Genomic DNA, 18,291 nt, shown 5'->3' with positions numbered 1-18,291 from the left:
GGGGCATCTGACAAAAGGTGGAAGAGACAAATGACGGCTCGCAAGAAGACGCCGGACGCGCTGCGCAGCGCGCGCTGGTTCGCCCCCGATGACCTCCGTTCATCGGGCCATCGGTCCCGCATCATGCAGATGGGCTACTCGCCAGGCGAGTGGATGGGCAAGCCGCTCATCGCCATCATCAATACGTGGTCGGATATCAATCCCTGCCACGCCCACTTCAAGCAGCGCGTCGACGACGTCAAGCGCGGCGTCCTGCAGGCGGGCGGCTTCCCCATCGAACTGCCGGCGATCTCGCTGTCGGAGAGCTCGGTCAAGCCGACCACCATGCTCTATCGCAACTTCCTGGCGATGGAGACCGAAGAGCTGATCCGCTCGCATCCCATCGACGGTGCCGTGCTGATGGGCGGCTGCGACAAGACCACGCCGGGCCTGCTGATGGGCGCCACCAGCGCGGGCGTGCCGGCCATCTTCGTGCCGGCCGGCCCGATGCTGCGCGGCAACTACAAGGGCAACGTGCTGGGCTCCGGCTCGGACGCCTGGAAGTACTGGGACGAACGCCGCGCGGGCAATATCAGCGAGGCCGAGTGGATCGGCATCGAAGGCGGCATCGCGCGCAGCCACGGCACCTGCATGACGATGGGCACGGCCAGCACCATGACCGCCATCGCCGAAGCGATCGGCATGACATTGCCCGGCGCGTCCTCGATCCCGGCCGCCGATGCCAATCACATCCGCATGTGCTCCGAGGCTGGTCGCCGCATCGTCGACATGGTGTGGGAGGATCTGACGCCGCAGCGCATCCAGTCACGCCAGTCGTACGAGAACGCCATCGCCGTCGCCATGGCGATGGGCTGTTCCACCAACGCGATCATCCATGTCATCGCCATGGCGCGGCGCGCCGGCCATGACATCGGCCTGGAGGACTTCGAGGGCGCCAGCCGGCGCGTGCCGGTGATCGCCAACATCCGGCCCAGCGGCGATAAATACCTGATGGAAGACTTCTTCTACGCGGGCGGCCTGCCTGCGCTGATGAACCGCATCAGCGACCGGCTGCACCTTGACGCGCTGACCATCACCGGCCGCACGCTGGGCGAGTCCATCGCCGGGGCCGAGGTCTATAACGACGACGTGATCCGCGCGCCGGAGAACGCGCTCTACCAGGAAGGCGCGCTGGCCGTGCTCAAGGGCAACATCGCGCCGGACGGCTGCGTGATCAAGCCCAGCGCCTGCGAGAAACGGTTTTTCAAGCACACAGGGCCGGCGCTGGTGTTCGATGACTATCCTTCGATGAAGGCAGCGGTGGAGCGCGACGACCTCGACGTCACCGCCGACCATGTGCTGATCCTGCGCAACGCCGGGCCGCAAGGCGGGCCCGGCATGCCGGAGTGGGGCATGCTGCCGATCCCGAAGAAGCTGGTGAAGCAGGGCGTGCGCGACATGCTGCGCATGTCCGATGCGCGCATGAGCGGCACCAGCTATGGCGCCTGCATCCTGCACGTCTCGCCGGAATCGTATGTCGGCGGGCCGTTCGGGCTGGTGCAAACCGGCGACCTGATCTCGGTCGACATCGAGCAGCGCAGCATCCACCTGGAAGTGTCCGATGAGGAGCTGGCGCGCCGCCGCGAACAATGGACGCCGCCGCCGCCGCGTTTCGAGCGCGGCTATGGCTGGATGTTCTCCCAGCATATCCGGCAGGCCAACGAAGGCTGCGATTTTGACTTCCTGCAAACCGACTTCGGCTCGCCCACCGGCGAGCCGAGCATTTACTGACACGGCCACGCGCGGCCGCCCGGCAAGGACCACCATGACCCAACTCAGCCCCTCTGTACGTGAGCAGCTCAAATCCGTCAGCACCGCTACGCTGTGCACCGCGCTGTTCAAGCGCGGCCTGCGCAACCAGTTCATCCAGGACGTGCGTCCGCTCAATCCCGAGCACGGCAACATGGTGGGCGAGGCCTTCACGCTGCGCTACATCCCGGCGCGCGAGGACCTCAACCCCATCACGGTGTTCCAGGACCCCGCGCATCCGCAGCGGCAGGCCATCGAGCAATGCCCGCCGGGCGCGGTGCTGGTGATCGACAGCCGCAAGGACGCACGCGCGGCCTCGGCGGGCTCGATCCTGGTCACGCGCCTGATGCAGCGCGGTGGCGCGGGCATCGTCACCGACGGCGGCTTCCGCGATTCGCCCGAGATCGCCCGGCTGGCCATGCCCGCCTATCACAAGCGCCCGTCGGCGCCGACCAATCTCACGCTGCACCAAGCGCTGGAATTCAATGTGCCGATCGGCTGCGGCGACGTGGCGGTGTTCCCCGGCGACGTGGTGGTTGGCGACGGCGAAGGCGTGATCATCATCCCGGCCCACCTTGCGGAAGAGATCGCCGCCGAGGCGGTGGAGATGACCGCGTTCGAGGATTTCGTCACCGAGGAAGTGAACAAGGGCCGCTCCATCATCGGCCTCTATCCGCCCACCACCGAACAGGCGCGTGCGGACTTCGCGGCCTGGCGCAAGGCCACGGGCCGCTAAGCCGGTCCCCGACGCCGGTCCTGACGCCGGCCCGAGCCAACGACTACACAGACTGGCCGGCGCTGACCGGCCATGGCAGGAGACAAAGATGAAGAAACGTTTTGCGCTCGCGACTCGCGGCGCCCGCACCGTGGCCGCGTGCCTGGCGCTCAGCATCGGCGCCGTGTGCGCGCCGGCTCATGCCGAGGACAAGTGGCCATCGCGCCCGATCACCTGGGTCGTGCCGTTCGCGGCCGGGGGCTCGACCGACATCGTCGCGCGCACCATCGGCCAGGAAGTCTCGCGCGCCCTTGGGCAGCCGGTGGTGGTGGAAAACCGGCCCGGCGCGGCCGGCGCCGTGGGCGCAGGGTATGTGGCGCGCGCCAAGGCCGATGGCTATACGCTCTTCGGCGGCACCATCAGCACCCACGCCATCAACGCGAGCCTGTACAGGAACCTGTCGTACGACCCCGTCAAGGATTTCGAGCCGGTCAGCCTGGTTGGCTATGTGCCGAATGTGCTGATGGTGAACGCGGAGCTGCCGGTCAACAACGTCCAGGAACTGATCGCCTACGCGAAGAAGAAAAACGGCCTTAGTTTCGCCTCATCCGGTGCGGGCACGTCGACCCACCTGGCCGGCGAACTGTTCGCGGACCTGATCCATGTCCCGATGACGCACGTGCCGTACAAGGGCAGTCCGCAGGCGGTGCAGGACGTGGCCGCCGGGCTCGTGCCTTTCCTGTTCGACCAGCTGACTGCGGGCGAGGCGATGATCAAGGCCGGCAAGCTGCGTCCACTGGCGGTGACCTCGCCCAAGCGATCCGCGCTGCTGCCTAAGGTGCCGACCATGGCCGAAGCAGGCGTGAGCGGCTTCGAGATGGTTTCCTGGCAGGCGCTCTACGCGCCGCGCGGCACGCCGAAGGACGTGGTGCAACGGCTCAACGCCGAAGTCGTGCGCGCGCTGAAGCAGCCCGCGGTGCAGCAGCGGCTGACGCAGCAGCTCGGCATGGAGGTCGTGGGCAGCTCGCCCGCCGAGTTGTCGGCGCTGATGGACAAGGAGATCCCGCGCTGGGCAGCGCTGGTGAAGAAGTCAGGGGCGCGCGTTGATTAAGCGGGGAGGCAAGGGGGGCATGAGACCGCCCCGCGATGGGGTACTCCCTCTCCCGCTTGCGGGAGAGGGGGAGCAAACCGCCCCGCCGCCAGGCGACATTCGTCAAATTAATTCACAGGCAGGGGACACCATGAAAACCACCCTCCGTTCCATCGCACCGAAATACTCCCGCCTTGCCGCCGGCCTCGCCGCGACAGCGCTCTTCGTCGCGCTCGCGCCCACCGGCGCCCGCGCGCAAACCTATCCCACCAAACCAATCACCATCGTCGTCCCCGCCTCGCCGGGCGGTGCCATCGACCTCGTGGCGCGGCTGGTCGGCCAGAAGCTGACCGCGGCCTGGGGCCATGCGGTAGTCGTCGACAACCGCAGCGGCGCAACCGGCATCGTCGGCACCGACCTGGTGGCAAAGGCCGCCCCGGACGGCTACACGCTGGCGCTCGTGGCCAGCAGCCACGCCATCAATCCGAGCATGGTGCGCAAGCTGCCGTTCGATACGGTGAAGAGCTTCGAGCCGGTCGTGCAGACGCACGTCGTGCCGCTGATGCTGGTGGTTTCGCCGTCGCTCCCGGTGAAGTCGGTCAAGGAACTGATCGCCTATGGCAAGGCCCATCCCGGCGAGCTGTCGTTCGCGTCGAGCGGATCGGGCGGGGCGCCGCATTTCTCTGGCGAGCTGTTCAAGAGCATGGCCGGCATCGACATGGTCCACGTACCCTACAAGGGCAGCACGCTGGCACATCCGGACCTGACCAGCGGGCGCGTCTCGCTGATGTTCGACACCGTAGCCGCGATCAGCCCGCAAGTGAAAGCCGGCAAGGTCAAGGCGCTCGCCGTCACCACGACCAAGCACGCGGCGATCGCGCCGCAGGTGCCGACCATGGCCGAAGCCGGCCTGCCGGGCTATGAGACCAGCACCTGGGGCGGCGTCCTCGCACCGGCCGGCACGCCCAAGGCAGTGATCGACAAGCTCAACACCGCCATCAACCAGGCCCTGGCCGCGCCGGACGTGCGCGAACGCATGCTGGCGGCCGGCATCGAGCCCGTGGGCGGCAGCCCTGCGCAGTTCGCAGGCTTTATCCAGACGGAGATGGTCAAGTGGGCCAAGGTAGCCAAGAACGCCGCCATCCAGCCGGAATGACGTGGGATAGGGAGACAACATGCCACATCGCAAACAAGGACATGGCGGCCGGCGCCGCGCGCTGCTGACCCTGTGCCTGGCGGCGCTGCCGCTGCTCGCACCCGCTGCGCAGGCACAAGGCGCAGCGGGCTGGCCAACCCGGCCGGTCACGATCATCCTGCCGTTCACGCCGGGCGGGGGCACCGACATCGCCACGCGGCTGGTCGCGCAGCGCCTGTCGCAGCTATGGGAGCAGCCGGTGCTGGTGGACAATCGCCCGGGCGCGGCCGGCAATGTCGGCCTGGAACTTGCGGCGCGGGCAAAGCCCGATGGCTACACGCTGGTCGCGGGCAATGTCGGCACGCAGTCGATCAACCCGACGCTGTACACCAAGCTCTCCTACGACCCCAACGGCCTGGTGCCGGTGACGGAGATGGCCGAGTTGCCGTTCGTGCTGGTGGTCACGCCCAAGCTGGCCGCCAAGACCGCCAAGGACCTGGCGGCGCTGGCCAAGGCGCAGCCGGGCAAGCTGACGTTCGCCAGCTCGGGCACCGGCGGCTCGCCGCATCTGTCGGGCGAGATCTTCAAGGCCGCGACCGGCACCGACATGCTGCATGTGCCCTACAAGGGGGGCGGTGCCGCCATGACCGACCTGATGGCCGGCAACGTCGACATGCTGTTCGCTTCGGTGCTGGAGACCGCGGGGCACGTCAAGGCGGGCAAGCTGCGCGCGCTGGCGGTGACGGGCAAGGTGCGCTCGCCGGCACTGCCCAATGTACCGACGCTGCAGGAGGCCGGGATCTCCGGCGCGGAATCCGGTTCGTGGGTAGGCCTGCTCGCGCCGGCCGGCACGCCAAAGGAGATCGTCGAGAAGATCGCCGCGGGCGTGAAACAGGTGGTTGCGGTGCCTGAGGTCCGCCAGCAACTGATCGAGCAGGGCGCCATCCCCGTGGGCAGCACCCCGCAGCAGTTCGGCGAGCTGATCGCCACCGACCGCAAGCGCTACGCCAAGATCATCGTCGACAACAAACTACGGTCGGACTGACGCCCGACTCTCTCTTCAAATAAGGACATAGCGCATGAAACCCCGCCTGCTGCAGCACGGCCGACTGCCTGATGCCATCGAAGCGCGTCTTGCCGAGCACTACGATGTCCATCCGTTCTGGACCGAGACCGACCCCGCCGGCTTCCTCGCCCGCCACGGCAGCGAGTTCGTCGCCCTGACCACGCGTGCTGCGATCGGGGCCGACGCCGCGCTGCTGGCCGCCTTGCCGTCGCTGCGCGTGATCTCCAGCTTCGGCGTGGGCCTGGACAAGCTCGACCTTGACACCGCACGCAGCCGCGGCATCGCCGTGGGCTACACCCCGGACGTGCTGAACGACTGCGTCGCCGATACCGCCTTCGCGCTGCTGATGGACGTGTCGCGCAAGATCAGCGCCGCGGACCGCTTCGTGCGCCGGGGCGAATGGCCCAAGGGGCAGTTTCCGCTGGCCACGCGCGTGAGCGGCAAGCGGCTCGGCATCATCGGCATGGGCCGCATCGGGCGCGTGATCGCGCACCGCTCAGCCGGTTTCGACATGGAGCTCAGGTATCACAGCCGCAACCGCTCCGACGATGCGCCTTACACCTACGAGCCCTCGCTGGCGAACCTGGCGCGCTGGGCCGACTACCTCGTCATCGCCACCGCCGGCGGTCCGTCGACGCGCCACCTGGTCTCAGCCGCCGTCCTCGACGCACTGGGTCCGCAAGGCTTCCTGATCAATATCGCGCGCGGCACCGTGGTGGACGAGGCCGCGCTCGTCGACGCACTGGTTCACCAGCGCATCGCCGGGGCCGGACTGGATGTCTTCGAGGATGAGCCGAACGTGCCCGCGGCGCTGTTCGGGCTCGACAACGTCGTAATGCTCCCGCATATTGCCAGCGCCACGCACGAGACACGCCAGGCGATGGCGGAACTGGTGTTCGAGAACCTGCAGGCGTTCTTTGCCACGGGTGCCGTGAGAGAGTCGGCAATCTAGCGGGACGCCGCTGCGCGTTCAGCTTGTGGCGCTTCCAGTCTGGGATACGCCACCCCGGGCCAGCTGAGGCAGCGATTTATACGGCGGCCCCGACGCTATGCTTGGCTCGCCTTCGTCGGCGGTGCGATTGGTGTGGCCGGGCCACTCGATGATCGATCACAGGAGGCGCGCGGGGTTCGAAGGTGTTCGTAACGCAAATGCACCCCGAGGCCATCGAAGGCGTGCGCGCGGCGAAAGAGCGGCGCAAACCGGATTGGGATGGCTATCTTGCCGCGGATGTGGGAGGTAGCGGCGCCGGATCGTAGGCTACATGGAGCAGCATCACGCCCACTTCCTCTCCACGCGCTGCATCATGGCCCCGCACGCAGTGCACGCATTCGCGACCAGACGCTCGATGATCCTTCCAGCCGGTTCGATCGCATCGGCGAATCCGCCGGCCGGTCCGAGTGAGACGATGCCGGCGTCGGTGTCTCCGCGCAGGTACACGCGCTCCTGAGTGCGTGACGACAGGATGAGGTCGCCAAATGCCGCGTGAGTGCGGGCGCCCTCGGCTTCGAGGCGTTGCACCTCGCGCGCGGCGGCGTTGTCAAGCACGCGCCAAGTATCTTTCAGGGTGCGGAAGATGACAATCGAGGAATGCTCGTCGGCCGCGACGATGCGCTTCTTGAGCGCGCGGTGGGCAGCGATTTCCGTGGCCACCATGAAGCGGCTGCCCATCACCACGCCATCAGCACCAAGCGCCAGCGCGGCGGCGATCTGACGGCCGCTGCCGATGCCGCCGCCGATGACGAGTGGGATCTCCACGCGCTCCAGCGCGAACGCACCATTGACGAAGGCGGACAACTGGTTGGCGCCAGGATGCCCGCCTTCCTCGAGCCCCACCAGCGCGACGGCATCCACACCAAGCCGCTGTGCGGTGAGTGCATGGCGCACGCTCGGGCACTTGTGGATCAGCAGGCCACCGCCGGCGTGGATTGGCGCCACCAGTTGCTCGGGAGACATGCCCGCGCTCTCAAACACGCGCACGCCTTCTTCCAGCGCCATGTCGACCCACGCCGCGGCCAGTCGGTTGCGGTCCTCGCGCGCGGATAGTGTGACGTTGACGCCAAAGGGTCGACCCCGGGTCAGGGTGCGGCAGCGGCGCAGGTCGGCGCGAAAGGCGTCGAGGGTCGGGAAGGAGCGCGCGGTGATGAACCCCATCGCCCCTGCGTTGACCACGGCCGCCACCACATCTGACGTGCCTAGAAGGTGCATACCGCCCAGGAGGATCGGATAGCGGATATTCAGCAGCGCTGCCAGGCGGGTCTGGAAAATACGTTCGGCCGCGTGGCCGGATGCTGCCGGACTCATGTGTTCTCCTCCATCGGACGTCAGGATCTGGCGCGCGCCAGAGCGGCTGGCTTCAGAGCATCACGTAGCCGCCGCTCACGCCGAGGCTCTGGCCGGTGATGAAGGCCGCGCGATCCGATGCCAGAAATGCCACCACGCCGGATATGTCCTCCGGACGCGACAGCCTGCCCAGCCCGCGTGCGATCGGGTAGGCGCCGAGCATCTTCTTGAGGCGGTCGTCGGCTTCGGGTGTGGACGACGGATGAAGCGGGCCGTTGGCGATGCCTTCGTGCGACACCGCGCCCAGTGCGATGGTGTTGACGTTGATGCGGTCACGGCCGTGCTCCTGCGCGATCGCCTTCGCGAAACCCAGCATGGCGGCCTTGGCGCCGGAGTAGACCGCCAGGCGCGCCTCGCCGACACGTCCGGCTTCGGACATGATGTTGACGATCTTGCCGCTGCCCTTGCGTTGCATGCCGGGCAGGGCGCTGTGGCAGCAGTTCATCACGCCGTAGACGTTCAGGTCGACGACTTCCTTCCAGTCTTCCACCGGCATTTCCATGAACGTCGGGGGCATGCCGCCCTTGGTGCGACGCGCCACAGTCACGCCGGCGTTGTTCACCAGGATATCGACGTCGCCGAAGCGTTCGCGTGTCTGCGCGAACATGCGTTCCACCTGTTCGGCGTCGCCGATGTCCGCCTGCACGGCCAATGCCTGGCCACCCGCCGCTTCGATTTCCTTCTGCACCGCCTGCGCGCGCTCCAGGAAATAGTCGTTGATCACCACGCTGACGCCTTCACCGGCGAGTTCAAGGCAGATGCCTCGGCCCACGCCTTGTCCGCCGCCAGTCACCAATGCCACTTTGCCTTGCAGATGCAGTTCCATTCTGTTCTCCTCCAGTTTTCGATGTGCCGATGTTTCGATGGTCGTTCGCGTGCGGCCTAGCGCCCGACGAAGCGGGGCTCGCGCTTTTCGACGAATGCGCGCATCCCTTCCTTCCTGTCTTCACTGTCCACCACCATGGCCGCGCCGTAGCACTCGAACTGCAGGCCCAGGTCGACCGAGCCTTGCATTCCCAGGTTGACCGACCGCTTGGCGAAGCGCACGGCCAGCGGCGGTTGCGCGGCGATGCGCTTGGCCATCGTCATTGCCTCGTCCATCAGCTTGTCGTCGTCGATCACGCGGTTCACCAGGCGGATGTCCTTCGCCGTGTCGGCGCTGATCAGTTCGCTGGTGAAGATCAGCTCCTTGGCCACGGCCGGACCCACCACGCGCGGCAGGCGCTGCGTGCCGCCAGCGGCGGGAATGACGCCGAGCTTGATCTCGGGCAGGCCGAATCGTGCCGATCTGGCCGCCAGCCGGATGTCGGCGCACAGGGCCAGTTCCAGGCCACCGCCGAGCGCCACGCCGTTGATGGCGGCGATCACGGGCTTCTCGAATTCCTCGATGCCGCGGAACAGCTCGTGCGTCCGTTGCTGGGTGACGTAGTAATCGGCGGGGTGGGCCGTGCCGCCCGCGCGCTCCTTGATGTCAGCGCCGGCGCAGAACGCCTTGTCGCCGGTGCCGGTCAGCACCACGCAGCGAACGCTGGCGTCGTCCCGCGCCAGCTCGAAGAACGCCTTGGCGAGATCCGGCTTCATGGTGCCGCCGAGGGTGTTCATGCGTTCCGGGCGATTCAGCCGAATGATGGCCACGCCCTCGACCAATTCGTACAACAGGGTTTCGAACTGCATCGATGTCTCCTTGCTTGGAATGATGTACACGCCGATCGCTTGTGCGGATACGTGCGCGGCGGCTTCGCCAACCGCACTCGCGGCCGGCGAGCCCGTGGGGTCAGTGCGATGCCGCCAGGACGTGCGCGAAGGCCACCGAGCCGAGCCCGATCATGTGAGCGAGCCCCAGGCGCGCGCCGGGGTGCTGCCGTCCGTGTGCTTCGCCGCGAATCTGGCGCGTGATCTCGGCGATCTGTCCGATGCCGGTGGGTCCGGTCGGATGACCCATGCCGAGCAGGCCGCCCGATGCATTGACCGCGCATTGGCCACCGATGGCTGAAGCGCCGCGTTCGAGCCACGCCGCTCCTTCTCCGGGCGCGCACAGATCCATGGCTTCGGTGTAGACCAGTTCCTCGATCGAGAAGGCCTCGTGCAGTTCCACCAGGTTCAGGTCGCGCGGGCCGATGCCGGCCTGCTCGTACGCCATCGCAGTGGATTTGCGCACCATGTCGACGGCTGCCGACGAATCGCCGTGTTTCAGCTCCTCGCTGTTCGCCACCGATGCCAGCACGCGCACGGCGCGGCGCTTGTCCAGGCCGAGCCGCTTGATCGCGGCCTCGGACACCACGATCACGGCGGCGGCGCCGTCGCCACGCGGGCAGCACTGCTGCACCGTCAGGTCACCCACCACCTTGGGCGAAGCCATGACCTGCTCGAGTGTGCGAGGCTTGCGGAACTGCGCATACGGGTTGAGCGCAGCATTGCCGTGGTTCTTCACCGCGACGCGCGCCATCGCTTCGGGCTTCAGGCCGTGCTGGCGCAGGTATTCATGCGCCATCAGCGCGAACTTCACGGGCGGCATGGTCGCGGTCGGCGCAAGGTGCGGCAGGCCGTCCTTGTCGGCGGCCTTGCGGCCATCGCCGAACTTGTCGACTCCCATCGCCACCACCACGTCCGCGACGCCGCTCGCCACCTCCAGACACGCCTGGCGGAACGCCGAGCAGCCCGATGCCGAGGCGCTTTCCACCTGCGTCACGGCGAGGCCGGTGGAGCCCAGGTGGCGGAACATGATGCGCCCGGTTGCCATGCCGATCGCCGACGTGCCCACGTAGGCGCTCTGCACCTCCGGCCAAGCGATGCCGGCGTCTGCCAGCGCCTCGCGCATCGCGCGCAGGCCAAGGCTGACATAAGGGGTGTCCGATGCGAACTGGTACGGATGCAGGCCGATGCCGATGACGTAGACCGGGTTTTGCTGAAGCAAGCGGTTCATCGCTGCACCTCCTGGCCTGTGGGGGCGAAGCGCAGTGGATAGCGGTCGCCGCACGGGGCGTCGGGGCGGATCACGCCTTGTACTGTCATGCCCGGAGCCAGTTCCGATTCGCTGGCCACGTCGAGCAGGATCTCTTCCCGTATGCCTTCCGCGAATTCGACCTCGCCGACGACGAATGGCGGAGGCATGTCGCGCACCAGCGGCGCATGGACGGTCACGTAGTTGCGCAGCGTGCCCCGGGCGGGCATCTGTTCCACCGTGCCGCGCTCGGGTTCGGCGCCGCAGTACTGGCAGCCATAGGCGGAAGCGGGGTAGGTGGGCTTGTCACATGCGCCGCAGCGCAGGACGGCCAGGCATGGCGCCGTTTGTGTTTCAGGCGAGCGGGATTCCGCAGTCTGCATCGTGTCTCCTCTTCAGTGTCTTGTTTGCCCATCAGGGGGCGCGGGTGCCTCGCACGTCGAGGCGCCGTCGCGGTGCCGTCGCCGATCTTTATCTTGCTTAACTACGATATGTCGGATTATTATCCAGTATATCGTAGTAAACTCCCATGTCAAACACGAAAGCGCGTACGAAATCTCGTAGACTGTGCGGTTTGGGCGGACGCCGCCCTGTCATCACGAGAATTTCGGAGAACCCATGCCTAGCTTTGTTCCTGCTGCCGCGCGCAGTCTTGCCGTCTTCGAGGTGTTCTCGCGCGAAAAGCGTGAGCTCTCCAATTCGGAACTTGCGCGCCTGCTCGACCTGCCGGAGAGCAGTTGCTCGGACCTGCTGCATACGCTGACCGAGACGGGATATCTGATGCGTACCGCGCGCACGCGCCGCTTCTATCCCACGATGCGGCTCCATTCGATCTGCGAGGCCATTGCCGGCAACGATCCGCTGGCAGCCGTGGCGGCCGAGGCCACCGAGTTCCTCACCGGCAAGACGGGCGAGACCTCGTTGTGCGGCCGGCTCGACGGCGCCTACGTGCGGGTGACCGGCTTCCAGGAAAGCCGCTACGAATTGCGTTACGTGCTGCGCGTCGGCAAACGCCTGGCCTTGCACGCCACGGCGCTCGGCAAGGCGCTGCTGGCGGTACTGCCACCGGAAGACGCCGCGCGCCAGTTGCGCCTGCGCGCGCTGCCCAAGCTGGGCCCCAAGACGGAAATCAATCCGGTTGCGCTGGAAAAGCAGATCGCGGAAGTGCGTGAGCGCGGCTGGGCATGGGTCGAGGACGAAGGTGGTGAAGGGGTGACGGCCATCGCGGTGGCCGGACGGATCGGCGACGAACCGTTCGCGATCTCGCTGGCGGGCCCCACCGAACGATTCAATCGCCGCAAGGACGAGTACCTGGAGGTGATCGAGGCGGCACGGGATCTGGTCTTTCCCGCCGCCCAGAAGGATTAAGCCGGCACATGGGAGCGCTCCTGTGTCCGGCTTTGTTTCGACGGTGCCTGGCGATGATGCCGCTGGCGCCGTATGCATTTCTCAACCGGGCTATTACAGGAGACATCCATGTTTTTCGAAGCAACTTCCGAGCAGCGGCTGCTGCGCGACAACATTCGCCGATTCATGCAGGCGGAGGTGGCCCCGCTGATCAGCCGGCATGATCAGGAAAAGACCTTTCCCTTCGAGATCCTGAAGGGGCTGGCGCAGTTCGGCTACATCGGCGGGCGGCTGTCCGAAGAGCAGGGCGGGATGGGGCTGGACCAACTCACCTGGGCGATGATGATGGAAGAGGCCGGCTATGCCTGGCTTTCGCTGCGCACCATCCTGAACATCACCAACGGCCCGATCGCCAAGCTTGCCGCCGTCGGCACGCCGGACCAGAAGGCCCGCTTCCTCGATCCGTTGCTGGCCTGCGAGCGCAAGGTGTTCACCGCGATCAGCGAGCCGGGCACCGGTTCCAATATCGCGCAGATCCAGACGCGCGCGGACCTGAAGGGCGACCACTATGTGCTCAACGGCCGCAAGCTCTGGATCACCAATGGCGCGTTTGCCGACTTCGGCATCGTGGTGGCGCGTACCTATAGCGACAACTGCGAAGGCCAGCTGTCGACGTTCCTGGTCGAGCGCGAAGTCAGCCCCTACGAGGTGCGCCGCGTGGACACCATGGTGCTGCGCAGTACCGGCACCGCCGAGCTTGGCTTCGACAACGTGCGCGTGCCGCGCGAGAACCTGCTGGGCGAGGAAGGCGGCGCGCTCAAGCGCATGCTGCAGGGCCTGGATGGCGCGCGCGTGAATATCGCGATGGGTGCCGTGGGCGCGGCGCAGTCCGCGCTGGATCTGGCTACGGACTATGCCAAGACGCGCACGCAGTTCGGCCGTGCCATCGGCAGCTTCCAGCTGGTGCAGAAGATGATCGTGGACATGACGATCCGGGTGGAAGCGGCTCGCGCGCTCGGCTATCGCGCCGCGATGGCGCTCGACCGCGGCGAGGACACGCGTGTCTCGGCGTCGATCGCCAAGCTGTATGCGACCGAGGCCGCGCACGAAGTGGCCAGCATGGCGCTGCAGGTGCATGGCGGCCTGGGCTACGCCACCGACTATCCGATCGAACGCATCTTCCGCGACACGCGTGGCGGCACCATTCCCGAGGGGACCACGGAGGTACAGACACTGATCGTCGGCCGCGAGATCCTGGGCATGTCGGCGATCGCCTGATCGGCACAGCAGTCACCTTTTCCGCCCGGCGTAGCGGCGAGTCAGCACATCAGCGCATCAGCGCTTCGCCGGGCTCCGCAGACTTCCGCATCGAGATAATAATCATGGAGACATACCAAGACCTGTCGCGGCTCGTCAGCCCGCGTTCCATCGCCCTGGTTGGGGCCAGCGACCGCAGCGGCAGCATTGGCGCGCGCGCGCTCGAGAACCTGCTCGACCATTCGGACTTCAAGGGCGACGTCTATCTGATCAACGCGACCAAGCCGGAAGTGGCCGGGCGCAAGGCCTGGCCCGACGTGGCCTCGCTGCCGGCCGTGCCCGACACCGCCCTGGTGGCGGTGCCCGCCGAGCACGTGCTCGCGGTGCTGGAACAGTGCGGCGAGAAAGGGGTGCGCTTCGCGATCATCCTGACCTCGGGCTTCGGCGAGGCCGGTGAAGAGGGCAAGGCCGCCGAGCAGACCATGAAGGAGATCGTGGCGCGCACGGGAATGCGCATCTACGGACCGAACTGCCCGGGCCTGACCAATATCACGGAGCGGCTCGGCTTCACGTTCTCGCCGTCCTTCCGGCATGATCTTCGCGGCGGGCCGGTCGGGCTGGCCACGCAGGGTGGCGGCCTGGGCCGCAATGTGTTGCAGGCAATGGACCGTGGTATCGGCGTGGCGCTCTGGAGTTCCAGCGGCAACGAGGTCGACCTGCAGGTGAGCGATTTCATTCACTACATGGCCGACGCGCCCGATATCAAGGTCATCGCCACGCTGCTCGAAGGCGTCAACGATGGTCGCAAGTTCGTGGCCGCCGTGCAGCATGCCGCGCGCAAGGGCAAGCCGGTGGTGGTGCTGAAGGTGGGGCGCTCCGAATATGGCCGCAAGGCGGCGCAGTCGCACACGGCGTCGATCACCGGCTCGGCCGAGGTCAACAGCGCCGTGTTCGCGCAGCTTGGCGTGATCGAAGTGGATGACATCGACGAACTGATCGACACCGCCTGGCTGTTCGCACGCGGCATGCCGCGTCAGGGCGGCGCGCTGGCGATCTATTCGGGATCGGGCGGCACGGCCGCACTGTGCGCCGACATGGTCGGCAATGCAGGACTGAAACTGGCCGAGTTCGCGCCGGAGACCCTTGCCGTGCTGCGCGATGCGCTGCCGTCGTATGCCGCGATCGACAACCCCATCGACACCACCACCGCGGTGATGGCCAAGCCGGAGCTGGCACGCACCTGCCTGCAGGCGGTCTGCAATGACCCGAACGTGTCGCTGGTACTGCTGCCGCAGGCGCTCGAGTATGGCCACATCACCAAGCTCGCTGCGGACATCACGGCCGACGTGCAGAAGGAGAGCCCGGTGCCGATGTTGCCGATCTGGATGAGCGAGCGTCAGGGCGAGGCCTACAAGGTGTTTGCCGATGCAGGCCTGGCGCCCGTGCGCAGCATCAGCAAGGCCGTCAAGGCGGTGGAGCGCTGGATGGGCTACGCGGACTGGCGCGCCCGCGCCGATATCGACTTCAAGCCGCTGATGCAGACTGCGGCGCGGCCTGTCGCCGATGTACCGACGCGGACCCTGTCGGAGCCCGAGGGCAAGGCGATGCTGTGGGCGGCGGGTATCGCCATTCCGGAGTCCCGCGTGGCGGCCACGCTGGAGCAGGCACGTGTGCTGGCGCGCGAGGTGGGGTATCCGCTGGTGGCCAAGGTGGTGAGCGAGCAGATCCAGCACAAGTCGGACGTCGGCGGCGTGGTGGTCGGCATCCACGATGACGCCGGATTCGAAGCGGCATGGGAAAGCATTCACACGTCGGTCAAGCGCAACATGCCCGATGCGCGTATCGACGGCATTCTGCTGGAACACATGGCAGCGCCTGGCGGGCTGGAGATCCTGATCGGCGTCTCGCGCGATCCGGTGTTCGGGCACATCCTGACCTTCGGCCTCGGCGGGATCTACGTGGAAGTATTCAAGGACGTATCGCGCCGCATGTTGCCGCTGTCGGCCACGGAGGCCGAGGCGATGATTCGCGAGGTGCGCTGCTTCCCGCTGCTCGATGGCGCGCGAGGCAAGCCACGGCGCGATATCGCCGCGCTGACGGCGCTGCTGGTGAAGGTGTCGGACTTTGTCGTCGCGCATGGTGACCATCTGGTCGAGATGGATCTGAATCCGGTGTGGGTCGGCGTTGCGGGAGAGGGCGCGTTGCCGCTCGACGCGGTGATCGTGATGGAGCAAGGGGAGGGCGGGAAATGAGCGCGTCCGGTGCGACCCAATCGACTTCTGCAGCGAATGCAGCCGCCGCGCCGCCGCTCGCGGGCGTGCGCGTCGTCGACCTGACCGAACTGCTCCCCGGCCCGTTCCTGACGCAGACGCTCGTCGAGATGGGCGCCGAGGTGGTGAAGATCGAACGCCCCCCGCACGGCGACAATGCCCGGCGCCTGGCGCCGGGGCTGTTTGCCGCGCTCAACCGTGGCAAGCACAGCCTGTACTGCGACTTGAAGAGCGACAGCGGACTGGCCGAGGTCCGGGCGCAAATCGCGCATGCGGACATCCTGATCGAGTCCTATCGCCCGGGCGTGATGCGTCGGCTCGGGCTGGACTACGACAGCCTCCGCGAACAGTTTCCCCGGCTGATCTATCTGTCGCTGACCGGGTTCGGCCAGGAGGGTCCCCATGCGCTGCTGCCAGGGCACGACATCAACTATCTGGCTGCGGCGGGCGCGCTGTCGCTGACGGGCACGCCCGGTGGTCCTCCCGAGCACCAGGCCATGCTGCCGATCGCGGATCTGGCCGGCGCATCCATGGCGCTATCCGCGCTGCTGGCCGCGCTCTACCAGCGCACGGTGAGTGGACGCGGCCAGTATCTGGACGCGGCGCTCGCCGACAGCGTTCTGCACTGGATGGCGCCGCGGCTGGGGCTGTTCCGCCAGAAGGCCGCGACCACGCCCGACGCGCAGCGCGCGATGCTGGGGGGCAAGCCGGCCTACGGAGTGTTCCGCTGCAGGGATGGCCGCTACCTGACCATCGCAGCGCTGGAGGAGCATTTCTGGCGCGGCCTGAATGCCGCGCTGGGTCTTTTTGCAGCCGACGATGCATGTTGCGCGAACCACGCCGCGCGTACCGCGAATGCGGACGCGATCAATTCGCGTCTGGCGGACTGTGTGGCCGAGTACGACGCCGACGTGCTGATGACGCGTCTGGCGGAAGCGGACCTGCCGGTGTTCCCGGTGCTGGATGCGGTGGAGGCTGTCGCGCAAGCCCGCGAAAGATCGGGCGCGCGGATCACGGAGACGGAAAACGGGCCGCTGCCCGGATTCCCCGTGACGCTGGAAGGCATGGCCTGAACCTGGCCTGAAGTCACGTGGGGCGCGGGCCTTTCTTGCCCGCGCCCCACGATGGTTTCGCTACTGATTTCCCAATGGTCAGTCCAGCTTGGCGCCGGACTTCTTGACCACATCCCCCCACTTCACGATCTCGGCCTGGATGAAGCTGCCGAACTTGGCCTCGGAGAGGCCGTACATCGGCATGCTGCCGTAGGGTTCGATCGACTTGCGCACCTCGGGGTCGCGCAGCGCTTCCTCCGTCGCCTTCGAAATCAGCGCCACGGTCTGTGGCGGCGTGCCGGCCGGCACCAGGATGCCGGACCAGCTACTGGCCTGGGCCATGGCGTATCCCGATTCGGCGATGGTGGGCACGTTCGGCAGCAGCGCCAGACGATCCTTGCCGGTCGTGGCGAGCGCGCGCAGCTTGCCGCTCTGGACGAACGGCAGCACGATGCTCGGATAGTCGAACATCACGTCCACCACGCCACCGAGCAGGTCATTGATGGCCGGCGAGCTGCCCTTGTACGGAATGTGGGTCAGCTTCACGCCGGCGCTGGCCTGGAACAGTTCGGCGCTCAGATGCGTGCCGGTGCCGGCGCCCGCCGAACCGAAGTTGACCTTGTTCGGATGCTGCTTGGCGTATTCCACCAGTTCCTTGACCGTCTTGTATGGCCGCGAGGCGTTGATCACCATGATCGTGGACGTTTCCGAGATCGCGTGGACCGGGGCGAAATCCTTCAGCGGGTCGTAGCGCACCTTGCTGTACAGCGCCAGGTTGGCCGCCATCGTGCCCTGCGTGCCGTAGATCCACGTATAGCCGTCGGCCGGCGCGCGCGCGGCCACTTCCATGCCGACCATGCCGCCCGCACCGGGCCGGTTTTCCACCACCACCGATTGCTTCAGGGTTTCCGACATCTTCTTGGCGATGGTGCGCGATGCCGTGTCGGTGATGCCACCCGGGGTGAACGGCACGATCCAAGTGATCGGCCGACTCGGGAATTTGTCTTGCGCGAATGAGAGCGCCGGCGCCAGTGCCAGCGTTGCCAGCAGCGGTCGCAGCCGGTATCGGAAACTTCTGTCCATCGTTGTCTCCTTGATATTGTCTTCGATATATCGAAGAACTATACAGCCAATCGCAGAAAAGAGAAACGGAAAATCCCAGGAGTCGACAGAAGACCGTACCGGTTGGACGTCATCGGAGAACCTTCCGGCTTCAGGTTACGCGGGCAAAAAGGGGCGAGGCGCTGCCGTAGTCCTTGCCTTGTCAGAAGGTGGCCTTTTCAGTAACT

The 18,291-nt window shown here is 66.7% G+C and carries 16 protein-coding genes; 10 read left to right on the top strand and 6 right to left on the bottom strand.

The window, feature by feature from the left end:
* Positions 1-30 precede the first annotated feature (30 nt).
* The 6 genes from araD to RS901_RS15455 all read left to right on the top strand — a co-directional run bounded on the left by araD (position 31) and on the right by RS901_RS15455 (position 6,746).
* Entirely contained in the window at positions 31-1,770 is a 1,740-nt protein-coding gene (gene araD, locus RS901_RS15480) for an L-arabinonate dehydratase (RefSeq protein ID WP_316149667.1), read from the top strand.
* Positions 1,771-1,804: 34 nt separating this feature from the next.
* A complete protein-coding gene (locus tag RS901_RS15475) occupies positions 1,805-2,524 on the top strand; it encodes a ribonuclease activity regulator RraA (protein ID WP_316149666.1) in 720 nt (239 codons plus the stop codon).
* Between the two features lie 88 nt (positions 2,525-2,612).
* The gene (locus RS901_RS15470) at positions 2,613-3,614 is read left to right on the top strand and encodes a tripartite tricarboxylate transporter substrate binding protein (RefSeq protein ID WP_316149665.1); all 1,002 of its coding nucleotides are present in this window, start codon (positions 2,613-2,615) and stop codon (positions 3,612-3,614) included.
* Between the two features lie 130 nt (positions 3,615-3,744).
* Complete coding sequence (locus RS901_RS15465) at positions 3,745-4,749, top strand: tripartite tricarboxylate transporter substrate binding protein (protein ID WP_316149664.1); 1,005 nt, start codon at positions 3,745-3,747, stop codon at positions 4,747-4,749.
* A 19-nt stretch (positions 4,750-4,768) separates the two neighbouring features.
* Positions 4,769-5,773, top strand: coding sequence for a tripartite tricarboxylate transporter substrate binding protein (locus tag RS901_RS15460; protein WP_316149663.1), 1,005 nt, complete (start codon positions 4,769-4,771; stop codon positions 5,771-5,773).
* 34 nt (positions 5,774-5,807) lie between these two features.
* Positions 5,808-6,746 carry a 2-hydroxyacid dehydrogenase gene (locus RS901_RS15455; protein ID WP_316149662.1) on the top strand — a complete coding sequence of 313 codons (939 nt, stop codon included), beginning with the start codon at positions 5,808-5,810 and terminating at the stop codon, positions 6,744-6,746.
* 321 nt (positions 6,747-7,067) lie between these two features.
* Here RS901_RS15455 and RS901_RS15450 read toward each other — a convergent pair whose 3' ends face one another.
* The 5 genes from RS901_RS15450 to RS901_RS15430 all read right to left on the bottom strand — a co-directional run bounded on the left by RS901_RS15450 (position 7,068) and on the right by RS901_RS15430 (position 11,459).
* A complete protein-coding gene (locus RS901_RS15450; RefSeq protein ID WP_316149661.1) occupies positions 7,068-8,096 on the bottom strand; it encodes a nitronate monooxygenase in 1,029 nt (342 codons plus the stop codon).
* Positions 8,097-8,148: 52 nt separating this feature from the next.
* The gene (locus RS901_RS15445; protein WP_316149660.1) at positions 8,149-8,961 is read right to left on the bottom strand and encodes an SDR family NAD(P)-dependent oxidoreductase; all 813 of its coding nucleotides are present in this window, start codon (positions 8,959-8,961) and stop codon (positions 8,149-8,151) included.
* Positions 8,962-9,017: 56 nt separating this feature from the next.
* On the bottom strand, positions 9,018-9,809 hold the full coding sequence (locus RS901_RS15440; RefSeq protein ID WP_316149659.1) for an enoyl-CoA hydratase/isomerase family protein: 792 nt from the start codon (positions 9,807-9,809) through the stop codon (positions 9,018-9,020).
* 100 nt (positions 9,810-9,909) lie between these two features.
* Positions 9,910-11,058 carry a thiolase family protein gene (locus RS901_RS15435; RefSeq protein WP_316149658.1) on the bottom strand — a complete coding sequence of 383 codons (1,149 nt, stop codon included), beginning with the start codon at positions 11,056-11,058 and terminating at the stop codon, positions 9,910-9,912.
* The gene (locus tag RS901_RS15430) at positions 11,055-11,459 is read right to left on the bottom strand and encodes a Zn-ribbon domain-containing OB-fold protein (protein ID WP_316149657.1); all 405 of its coding nucleotides are present in this window, start codon (positions 11,457-11,459) and stop codon (positions 11,055-11,057) included. Before RS901_RS15430 ends, RS901_RS15435 begins: the two co-directional genes overlap by 4 nt.
* Before the next feature lie 235 nt (positions 11,460-11,694).
* Between RS901_RS15430 and RS901_RS15425 the strand changes: the two genes are divergently transcribed.
* From RS901_RS15425 to RS901_RS15410, 4 genes are all read left to right on the top strand, one after another.
* Positions 11,695-12,444, top strand: a complete 750-nt coding sequence (locus RS901_RS15425; protein WP_316149656.1) for an IclR family transcriptional regulator — start codon at positions 11,695-11,697, stop codon at positions 12,442-12,444.
* Positions 12,445-12,552: 108 nt separating this feature from the next.
* Positions 12,553-13,701, top strand: a complete 1,149-nt coding sequence (locus RS901_RS15420; protein WP_316149655.1) for an acyl-CoA dehydrogenase family protein — start codon at positions 12,553-12,555, stop codon at positions 13,699-13,701.
* Positions 13,702-13,805: 104 nt separating this feature from the next.
* Entirely contained in the window at positions 13,806-15,932 is a 2,127-nt protein-coding gene (locus RS901_RS15415; protein ID WP_316149653.1) for an acetate--CoA ligase family protein, read from the top strand.
* Positions 15,929-17,023, top strand: coding sequence for a CaiB/BaiF CoA-transferase family protein (locus RS901_RS15410; protein WP_316149652.1), 1,095 nt, complete (start codon positions 15,929-15,931; stop codon positions 17,021-17,023). The genes RS901_RS15415 and RS901_RS15410 overlap by 4 nt, the downstream gene beginning before the upstream one ends.
* Positions 17,024-17,101: 78 nt before the next feature.
* Here the strand turns inward: RS901_RS15410 and RS901_RS15405 are convergent, their stop codons facing one another.
* Complete coding sequence (locus tag RS901_RS15405; protein WP_316149651.1) at positions 17,102-18,085, bottom strand: tripartite tricarboxylate transporter substrate binding protein; 984 nt, start codon at positions 18,083-18,085, stop codon at positions 17,102-17,104.
* Positions 18,086-18,291 lie beyond the last annotated feature (206 nt).

It is taken from the genome of Cupriavidus sp. BIC8F (assembly GCF_032465815.1).
Lineage (GTDB): Bacteria > Pseudomonadota > Gammaproteobacteria > Burkholderiales > Burkholderiaceae > Cupriavidus > Cupriavidus necator.
The sequence above is the reverse complement of the archived record's forward strand: the minus strand, read 5'-3'. Positions and strand labels throughout refer to the sequence as shown.